This window comes from Persicitalea sp. (genome assembly GCF_041751555.1).
Lineage (GTDB): Bacteria > Bacteroidota > Bacteroidia > Cytophagales > Spirosomataceae > Persicitalea.
Window position 1 is genome coordinate 1 of the sequence record NZ_JBGSXF010000004.1, and the last position, 8181, is coordinate 8181.

General features: G+C 51.6%; 10 protein-coding genes. 5 read left to right on the top strand and 5 right to left on the bottom strand.

The genetic code is table 11. The features are described from left to right. The 3 genes from modA to ACEW8P_RS00165 all read left to right on the top strand — a co-directional run. Positions 1-522, top strand: a 522-nt coding sequence (modA, locus tag ACEW8P_RS00155; RefSeq protein ID WP_373511086.1) for a molybdate ABC transporter substrate-binding protein, incomplete at its 5' end; no start/stop codon positions are given. Beyond that, positions 519-1193, top strand: coding sequence for a molybdate ABC transporter permease subunit (modB, locus tag ACEW8P_RS00160; RefSeq protein ID WP_373511087.1), 675 nt, complete (start codon positions 519-521; stop codon positions 1191-1193). The genes modA and modB, both read left to right, overlap by 4 nt. Beyond that, complete coding sequence (locus tag ACEW8P_RS00165; RefSeq protein ID WP_373511088.1) at positions 1174-2064, top strand: ABC transporter ATP-binding protein; 891 nt, start codon at positions 1174-1176, stop codon at positions 2062-2064. The genes modB and ACEW8P_RS00165 overlap by 20 nt, the downstream gene beginning before the upstream one ends. 20 nt (positions 2065-2084) lie before the next feature. Here the strand turns inward: ACEW8P_RS00165 and ACEW8P_RS00170 are convergent, their stop codons facing one another. Beyond that, positions 2085-3914: a PAS domain-containing protein gene (locus ACEW8P_RS00170; protein WP_373511089.1), complete on the bottom strand. Its 1830-nt coding sequence runs from the start codon at positions 3912-3914 to the stop codon at positions 2085-2087. 161 nt (positions 3915-4075) lie between these two features. On the opposite strand from ACEW8P_RS00170, the gene ACEW8P_RS00175 reads away from it, so the two are divergent. Then, complete coding sequence (locus ACEW8P_RS00175) at positions 4076-4753, top strand: SGNH/GDSL hydrolase family protein (RefSeq protein ID WP_373511090.1); 678 nt, start codon at positions 4076-4078, stop codon at positions 4751-4753. An 81-nt stretch (positions 4754-4834) separates the two neighbouring features. Here ACEW8P_RS00175 and ACEW8P_RS00180 read toward each other — a convergent pair whose 3' ends face one another. Together ACEW8P_RS00180 and ACEW8P_RS00185 are read right to left on the bottom strand one after the other, a co-directional pair. Next, positions 4835-5257 carry a hypothetical protein gene (locus tag ACEW8P_RS00180; protein WP_373511091.1) on the bottom strand — a complete coding sequence of 141 codons (423 nt, stop codon included), beginning with the start codon at positions 5255-5257 and terminating at the stop codon, positions 4835-4837. Positions 5258-5376: 119 nt separating this feature from the next. Next, on the bottom strand, positions 5377-5937 hold the full coding sequence (locus tag ACEW8P_RS00185) for an RNA polymerase sigma factor (protein WP_373511092.1): 561 nt from the start codon (positions 5935-5937) through the stop codon (positions 5377-5379). A gap of 141 nt (positions 5938-6078) precedes the next feature. Here ACEW8P_RS00185 and ACEW8P_RS00190 point away from each other — a divergent pair, with 141 nt between their 5' ends. Continuing rightward, entirely contained in the window at positions 6079-6438 is a 360-nt protein-coding gene (locus ACEW8P_RS00190; RefSeq protein WP_373511093.1) for a DUF6249 domain-containing protein, read from the top strand. Between the two features lie 95 nt (positions 6439-6533). On the opposite strand, the gene ACEW8P_RS00195 is transcribed toward ACEW8P_RS00190, so the two are convergent. Further along, positions 6534-7433, bottom strand: a complete 900-nt coding sequence (locus tag ACEW8P_RS00195) for a DNA-3-methyladenine glycosylase (RefSeq protein WP_373511094.1) — start codon at positions 7431-7433, stop codon at positions 6534-6536. 10 nt (positions 7434-7443) lie between these two features. Continuing rightward, a partial coding sequence (locus tag ACEW8P_RS00200; protein WP_373511095.1) for a nucleotidyltransferase occupies positions 7444-8181 on the bottom strand: 738 nt, incomplete at its 5' end.

Here is an 8181-nt window from a genome sequence, read left to right on the forward strand (position 1 = left end):
ACGCGTTACCCACGGGATATCTACGAAAACGGCGGTTCCGACGCACCGCCTAAGGTTTACGCACGCGGTTCTCTGGTACTTTGGACGAGCGACTCGACCATCACGCCCGACCTTGCGGCGCTTACGGGTCCAGCCATTAGAAAAATAGCTTTGGCCAATCCCCAGACTGCACCCTACGGCACAGCCGCCGTGCAGGTAATGGAAAAGGCGGGACTGTACGAGCAAGTAAAAAGTAAGCTTGTTTACGGCGAAAGCATCGCCCAAACTACCCAATACATCGCCACCAGCGCGGCAGACGTCGGCTTTACCGCTCTCTCGATGGTACTTTCGCCCGAAATGGCAGGCAAGGGGCGCTGGGTAAAACTGGATTCCACGTCCTACGCACCCATCGATCAGGCGGCGGTGCTATTGAAGCACAGCGAGTCTTCTCCCAAACGTGAGAAAAGTCTTGAGTTCTATAACTTCCTGTATTCGGAGCAAGCCAAGGTAATTTTTCGAAAATATGGCTACTTGGTACCATGAATACAGAACCCCTTTTTCTTACTTTCAAATTAGCTTCGCTGACGACGCTGATTCTGTTCGGATTAGCCCTGCCGCTGGCCTATTGGCTGGCGTATAGCAAGTTTCGGGGCAAAGTTCTGGTAGAGGCTATCGTAGGAATGCCGCTGGTACTGCCTCCTTCGGTACTGGGATTTTATTTGTTGCTGGCTTTCAGTCCCAACCATTTTTTCGGGAATTGGATCGAAGAAGTCTTTGGGCTGCGGTTGGTTTTTTCGTTTCCGGGATTGGTCGTGGCCTCGGTGATTTACAGTCTGCCTTTCATGGTGTACCCATTGCAGGCGGGTTTGCAAGCCCTGCCCGCTTCGCTACGCGAGGCCTCCTATACCATGGGCAAAAGTGCGTGGACTACCTTTCTGAAGGTACTTCTACCCAATGCTAAATCCGCTATTCTGACCGCTCTCGTATTGACTTTCGCCCACACAGTGGGAGAATTCGGGGTAGTTCTAATGATTGGTGGCAATATTCCCGGCGTGACTCGGGTGGCCTCCCTGGCGATTTACAACGAAGTGGAAGCCCTCAACTACCCCACCGCCAACCAGTACGCCCTCGTACTTTTTGTGATTACCTTTGCCATTCTGCTGCTGGTTTATTCAATTAACAACCACCTTTTCCGTGTCCGACGCCCCGCTTGAACTCCAACTACGCCACGACCTGCGCACCGCCGCCGGCCCCGTGACGATGGAGGTGGCTCTGCGGCTGGAAAGCGGCTCGATTACCGCCCTCACCGGGCCGTCGGGCGTAGGGAAAACTACCCTGTTGCGTATAATAGCGGGTTTGGTGAAGCCGCAATCGGGACGTATTGCCTTTGGACGAGAAGTTTGGCTGGATACGGAGCAGAAGATTTTCCAGAAACCACAACTACGCCAGGCAGGGTTGGTTTTTCAGGACTACGCGCTTTTTCCCCACCTCAGCGTTGAGCAGAATGTGGCATTTGCCCTAAAAAAAGGCCAAGATCCTGGCCGCGTTGACGAACTGCTGCGTGAAGTGGAACTCACCCAACTCGCCGACCGCCGACCGCATCAGCTTTCGGGTGGACAACAGCAGCGCGTGGCGCTGGCCCGAGCGCTGGCATCTCGCCCGCGATTGCTATTACTGGACGAGCCGCTCTCGGCCCTTGACCGATCTATGCGCCAGCGGCTGCAGGATTATTTGCTGGAAATTCAGCAACGCTACCAGCTCACGATTTTGCTAGTCACGCATGATTTGGGGGAAATTTTCCGCCTGGCCGATCAGGTCGTGGAAATGGAAACAGGAAAAATCAAACGGCAGGGAACGCCTGAACAGGTTTTTGCGAAGGTACATTCGTTAGCAGATGGCCCTGGGCTTTATGGGGAAGTAGTTTCTTGTAAAATTGAAAACGGGCAAGCTACGGTTCAGGCGTTAATCGCTCAAAAAATTCACAAATTTCGGCTACCTGCTGACCAGGCCGCCGATCTGGTACCTGGGCGCTCGTTCCTGCTCCGCTATTCGGTGGATACACCCGTTGTGGAGGTAATACGATAGAGGTACAGACGGGCATAAAATCATTGTTTAAGGGGCAAGATCACGTGAAAAGCCGCACCCTTTCCTTGTTCCGACTCAGCCCAAATGCGTCCTCTGTGATTCTCCACCACTTTCTTGCACAAAGCTAGTCCGACACCCGTACCCCGGTAAGCTTCCTGGTTGTGCAGCCGTTTGAAAAGCTCGAAGATTTTTTCGGCGTATTGGGGTTCAAAGCCGATCCCATTGTCCTGGATGGAAAATTGAAAGTATTTCTTTCTCGTCGGAAGCCCCCACTTTTTGCAGTCTTTCCCAGTCAACACTGCACAAGAGATGCGTACAATGGGTGGTCGCTCGGGCTTGGCAAACTTGACCGCATTATTGATGAGATTGTAAAACAGCTGGTGCATTTGCAACGGAATTGCCTCGATCAAGGGTAGTTGTGTCTTCTGAATCGTGGCCGACTTCTGGGCGATGAGCAGTTCGAGATCACTCTCAATATTAGCCACGATGTCGTCTAAATTTACCTGGGTGAAGAGTTCTTCGCGACTAACACGGCTAAAATCCAGCAGGTCTTTCAACAGGTTGGACATGCGGTCCACCGAAACCATAATTCGGTCGAGTGAACCCTGCGATCCGGAACTCAACTTCTCAAAATCCTGAATCTTGATACGCTCGGAGAATATCTTGATTTTTCGCACCGGTTCCTGCAAGTCGTGTGAGGCGATATAGTTGAACTGCTGCAACTCGTCGTTTACGCGCCGCAGATGTTCGTTAGCGGCTTCCAGTTCGCCGGTTCGCTCGGCTACTTTTTGTTCCAGGGTGTCATTGGCTATTTTTTGGTCGTGAATGTCGGTGCAGGTTCCAAACCAATGGGTGATCTCGCCAGTCTCGCTGGTAAGCGGGGTTGCCCTGGCCAGTAGCCAGCGATACACCCCGTCGGCCCGTCTCATGCGGTATTCGGTTTCGTAGCGTTCGCCGGTTTCGAGGCAGTGGTTCCATACCTTCCAGGTGCGATCCACATCGGCCGGATGCAGCAGTTTGGCCCAGCCGGTGTCTTTGGTTTCCTCAAAGGTTAGTCCTGTGAACTGGTACCAGCGCTCATTGAAAAAATCGTGGTAGCCCTCGGCATCGGTTGTCCATACGAGCTGTGGCATAAAATCGGACATCTGCCGGAGTTGCGCCTCGCTTTGTTTTAGCACTTCTTCCGCCTTGACCTGGTCGTTGATATCCGTGTTGGTGCCGATCCACTGCTGTACTTTGCCCGCCTTATCCTTAACCGGATATACTCTGGTCAGAAACCAGCGATAGTACCCATCCCGACCTCGCAGCGGAAAAGTCAGTTCCCAGGGTTCATCATTCTGCCAGGCTTCTGAAGCGAACGCCACCACCTGGGCAACATGATCCGGGTGGTGGACCATTTGCCAACCCCAGCCCTCCATCTCTTCCAGGGTGGTGCCTGTGTACTCATACCAGCGGTCGTTGTACCAATGGATGTACCCATCGCGGGTGGCCATCCAGCCCAGCTGCGGGATTGCGTTGACCATTGTCAGAAACTGGGCCTGATTTTCAGCGATTTTCTTGTTATCGGTGATGTCGGAAACAAAAATATTCATGCCCCGCGAGGTTGGCCTCGTCCATATGTAGTACCATGTGTTCACTTCTTCGGCAAAGTATTCCATAGACTCTGCCTCGCGAGATTTCATACACCGCTGGCAAAAATGGTAGAGGGGTGAGTCCAGGAGCATCGGGAATGCCCCCCATAAGGAGCGACCAATAATTTCGTCGCGGGATTGGGTACTCCAGTCGACGGTTTGGCTATTCAAATAGAGGACATTCCAGTCAAAATCGACGGAAACGAAAGCATCTGACATGCCTTCGATGGTTTCTTGGTAAATGCTTTCCAATGCAGTATAGAACGGGAGTGACCCTTGATTTTAGGATAATAAAGGATTGTGACGATAGGTTAAAAGTAGTACTTTCGTATTACCTATTCCTTTTTTATTCCAAAATTCTCCTAAACACCGTTTTTTCTATGAAAATACTGCTTTCCTACCTTCGATTTACCGTCTTACTGTTTCCCCTCTTGGCCATGCAATCAGACAAGCCGCTGCGTGTCATCTTCTTCGGCGACTCTATTACCCAGGCGGGAGTAGGTCAAACGGGCTACATCACGCAACTACGCGCTATGTTACAGGATAAAGGACTGGGCGATCAGTATGAGTTGATGGGAGCGGGTATTGGTGGTAATAAGGTCTATGATCTGTACCTGCGAATGGATGAGGACGTACTTGCCAGGAAACCCGACATCGTGTTCATTTACGTGGGAATCAACGATGTGTGGCACAAAGCAACCCACGGTACGGGTACGGATTACGATAAGTTTTTAAAGTTTTACCAAGCCATTATCAAGAAGTTGCAGGACAATAACATCCGGCCCATTCTGTGCACGCCATCCGTCATAGGCGAACGCACCGACTACTCCAACGAGCAGGATGGCGACTTAAACCGCTACGCTAACGCCATCCGCGTGCTAGCCGACCAGCACAGCCTTACGCTGGTGGACTTGCGCAAGGATTTCCAGAAGTACCTGGAAAAACATAACAAAGACAACGAGGAGAAAGGCGTCCTAACCCGCGACCGTGTTCACTTGACCGAGGCGGGCGACAAGTTCGTGGCGGAAGAAATGATGGCGGGGCTTTTAAAAAAATAGTGAGGACCGCGGGGCGCCCCGAGGCGGCTGGCGCTCCAGTGATGAGTGATGAGTGATGAGTGATGAGTGATGAAGGTAAGTTTACTCAAGCATTAATTCATCGCTCTTCCCCCAAACTACCTTTTGATCCAGTAGCTCCATTCCAAAGAACACCAGGACTGCCGCCGTGATGAAGGGAAGATAGGAACTGAATGCCTGGAAAGATTTTGCCATTTCGGGTGACAATATCCAGGACATGACCAAACCGACAATCACGGTCAGGCCGATGGCCCCTGCTAGGAACAGGTTCTGCCATTTTCTGGATTCGGCTTCTTTTACTTCCAGTTGGGCTATTACTCGATCGCCCAAGTCGGCTGGAATTTCCACGGCATCGAGCCTGGGAAAAGTAGCGAAAAGCAGGGCGTACACCCGCGCATCCTCATCGGTACGGGCAAGTTCGGCGAAAGCCTGCGGATCGTTTTCATACAGATCCTGCAACTCCTGGTCGGTGTGTTTATTCTCCATAAATGAATGATAGAATGAGTGAATGATAGAATGATAGAATACAGATAAACAGCTTATTCACTCATTCTATCACCGCGCGGGCGGCCGCCTCGGGGCGCCCCGCCGTCTCTCATTCAAAATTAAATTAGGTGCCTGCTGCCACGAATGGCGTCTTTTAATAGTTTTCTTCCTCTAAACAGATAGCTTTTCACGGTACCTTCCGGGAACCCACTAATTTCTACGATTTCGGCGTAGCTCATTTCCTGGATGTGGAACAGGTCGATGAGCGTCCGGTACGGAAGTGGTAGTTTTTCGATGGCTTCGTGAACTACCGTTTTTAGCTCTTTGGCTTCCAGGCGATCAGTCGGTGTGTCGGCACCGTCCGTGATGCGCTCGCGGAAGGCTTCTTCGTCCACATCGGCGGAATTCTGCAATATATCGCGTTTTCTGACGTGGCTCAGCGCCTGATTGTAGGCAATTTTAGCGATCCAGGTCGACAGTTTGGACTCCTGATTGAAAGTGTCCAGCTTATCATGAACTTTCAGAAACACTTCCTGGCAGATATCCTCCGTGTCGGGCGCATTCCCGACGATTTTCCATACCACGCCGTACACCAGCCGCTCATTCGACTTGATGAGCCATCGGAAGGCGTGGCGATCACCCGCCAGAATTCGCTTGATGAGGGTTGCGTCGTTTACCATGTACTTCCCGTTCGACGCAAATCCCGTCGGCAGGGTTGCAGAAAATTTTAATTTCTTGAAAAAAAGAAAAACTGCAACTTTTCAAAAGGCGGCGGCGTCCAACGGGGACAAACTAATTTTAACCCTTTAAACTAAAAAGACATGGCTGGTATAATTGCTGTTATGATCCCCATCGCGACTACGTTTATCCTTTTCTGGGGCATCATTGGTATTCTGCGGATCGTCAAAGAATCCAAAATCAAAGCACGAATGGTGGAGCTAGGCCACCTGGAACCCGACAAACAATGGATCGTCCAGAAATCCGCCAACGTGGCTGACACCTATTCTAACCTCAAATACGGGATTTTACTTCTGAGTATTGGAATTGGCTTCATGCTCGTCAAGGACTTGGACATCGAACTCGACACGACTACCGTCCTGGGCATACTCACGATAGTGTCGGGCGTTGGGTTTTTGATTTACTTCGGGATAATGAAGTACTTGTATCGGAAGGCAGACTAACTACCCCACGGTAGCGACCGACTACCCCTACCCTTTTCCGTATCGACGACCCGGTCCAAAGAAGAGGGAAGCCGACTTTCGAAAGACCGGAGCCGTTAGCGCACGGCCAGGCTTCGCCAGAGATACAGCGTCAGGTAGGCCTCGTGGCCTTGGAAAGGGGCGAAGACGGAAGCTAGTTCTGTGCGGGAGGGGCGCTTAGGCAGTTTTTTTAATGCCGCTAATGCGTTGTAAAGGCCCACATCGCCATAAGGAACGGAAGTAGGTACTTTCAGAGACTTCATCAATGAATAATGGGCCGTCCACTCTCCGACACCACGTAGCGAGGTGAGTCTCTGCACCATTGCCTCGGTAGTTGGCAAAGCCAGTAGCTGTGCTTTGGAAATCTCGCCCGACTCGAAAGCATTAGCTACACCGATGAGGTACTCGGCCTTGCGGCCGGAGAATTGTAAAGGACGCAGTTGCTCCACGGTCAAAGCCACCACGCGGGCGGGTGTTGGGAATGCGTGAAAAACGTGGTCGTCGTAAGTAATTTTTTCGCCCGCCAGTTCTACGATTCGCCTTTTTAGAGAATAGGCAAAGGACAAATTGATCTGCTGCCCGATGATGCTCCAGCAAATGGCCTCAAATAAATCGGGAATACCAATCAGCCGAAGACCAAAAAATTCCTTAGCCATAAAGGCTAGTTCATCGTCGGCTTTTAATCGCTCGTAAAAAGGCGCGAGATTCGCCCCCAAATCAAAAAGCGCGATGACCTGCTCCCGCAAGTCGTTCTCTTCGACCAAGTCGCCGCCCCGAAACTGCACCAGTAGTTTCCCCTCCTCTTCCGAAATTTCCAGTAAAGCCACCTTCTTCCCTACCCTGAAAGGCTTGGTTACAGAAGTCTCCGTTACCCGGTGCATGATGTCGTCGTAGTTCCGATCCAGAAACCACAGGCATTCCCGGAAGCTGAAAATCGGCGGAATCGGCAGTAAGAAATCAGGTGCAAGCTTGTTCACTAGTTCAAAATCAAGCTTCCCACAGCGTGGCCGGATAGTGTCCCGCGTCGTGAAGTACCTGTAAAGCCGCTTGCACCGTCGGCTTATCCTCGGGATAAGTCACGCCGAACCAATCGGATTTACTGGTAAACACCCGGCAATTGCCCTGGTTGTGATAAATCAGATTCGTGACAATCAGGGGAATATAAAACTCAGCCTTTGGATTGTCGGCGTTTTCCCTCGCAAATTCCTGAAACTGCGCTTCCATGAGCGGAAATGCGCTGGGTTTGAAACCCCAGAAATTCATCGACACAGGCGTATAGGGTGGAATCTCCGTTAGAATATCGTCCTCTTCAAAATAAACATTGCCGACTTTATCCGGGAAAATCTTGGTGCGTTCCGTTACAGACGAAAGGTTGCCGTCGGCTTTTACAATGCAGACGCCCCGGGACACCGTACCGTTTTCAGACAACGTGCGCTTCAACTCATAGCCAATCATGGCGTGTTGCTGGTCGTCGGTATCGGTGGACAGAAATTCGGCCATTGTGGCAAAGGATTCCCGCCCGTAAAAATCATCGGCATTGATAACAGCAAACGGTTCGCCGGTCTGCGGCCAGGCGCAGAGCGTGGCGTGGCCCGTTCCCCATGGCTTGGCGCGAGTTACCTCGCCCAACTCTTCAGGAACGTATGACTGGATGCCCTGAATGGCGAAGTCGTAGTCTATCTTGCCGCGCAGCCGGGGCGCGAAAGTTGCTTCGACATCGTCCTT

Bases quoted from the DNA above. Each gene is read 5' to 3' on its own strand.
- modB (WP_373511087.1), top strand. From the start codon at position 519: ATGAATACAGAACCCCTTTTTCTTACTTTCAAATTAGCTTCGCTGACG.
- ACEW8P_RS00170 (WP_373511089.1), bottom strand. From the start codon at position 3,914: ATGTCAGATGCTTTCGTTTCCGTCGATTTTGACTGGAATGTCCTCTAT.
- ACEW8P_RS00175 (WP_373511090.1), top strand. From the start codon at position 4,076: ATGAAAATACTGCTTTCCTACCTTCGATTTACCGTCTTACTGTTTCCC.
- ACEW8P_RS00180 (WP_373511091.1), bottom strand. From the start codon at position 5,257: ATGGAGAATAAACACACCGACCAGGAGTTGCAGGATCTGTATGAAAAC.
- ACEW8P_RS00185 (WP_373511092.1), bottom strand. From the start codon at position 5,937: ATGGTAAACGACGCAACCCTCATCAAGCGAATTCTGGCGGGTGATCGC.
- ACEW8P_RS00190 (WP_373511093.1), top strand. From the start codon at position 6,079: ATGGCTGGTATAATTGCTGTTATGATCCCCATCGCGACTACGTTTATC.